Annotated in this window: 1 protein-coding gene; it reads right to left on the bottom strand. The window is 68.9% G+C overall.

Going from position 1 to position 228, the window contains the following annotated elements; genetic code table 11:
• Window positions 1-228: hypothetical protein (locus ACLJNW_RS29245; RefSeq protein WP_410962175.1), on the bottom strand; the 228-nt coding region annotated here is incomplete at both ends.

Here is a 228-nt window from a genome sequence, read left to right as displayed (position 1 = left end):
CCCTCGATCCATAGCGAAGGCAGCAGCACCAGCGGCATCAGCAGGCTGCCGAGCAGGCAGGCCAGGGCCAGTTGTTCGGGCTGGCTGGCCTGGCCGTGCAAGGCCAGGTAGAGCACCGGCGGTAGATTGAACAGCAGCGAGCCGAGCCCGGCCAGGACGAAGCGCTCGGCGGCCTGCAGGGGGATGCTGAATAGCGCATGGAGCATCAGCCCCGGCACGCACCAGGCG

This window comes from Salmonella sp. SAL4457 (genome assembly GCF_046548235.1).
Classification (GTDB): domain Bacteria; phylum Pseudomonadota; class Gammaproteobacteria; order Enterobacterales; family Enterobacteriaceae; genus Salmonella; species Salmonella enterica.
The sequence above is the reverse complement of the archived record's forward strand: the minus strand, read 5'-3'. Positions and strand labels throughout refer to the sequence as shown.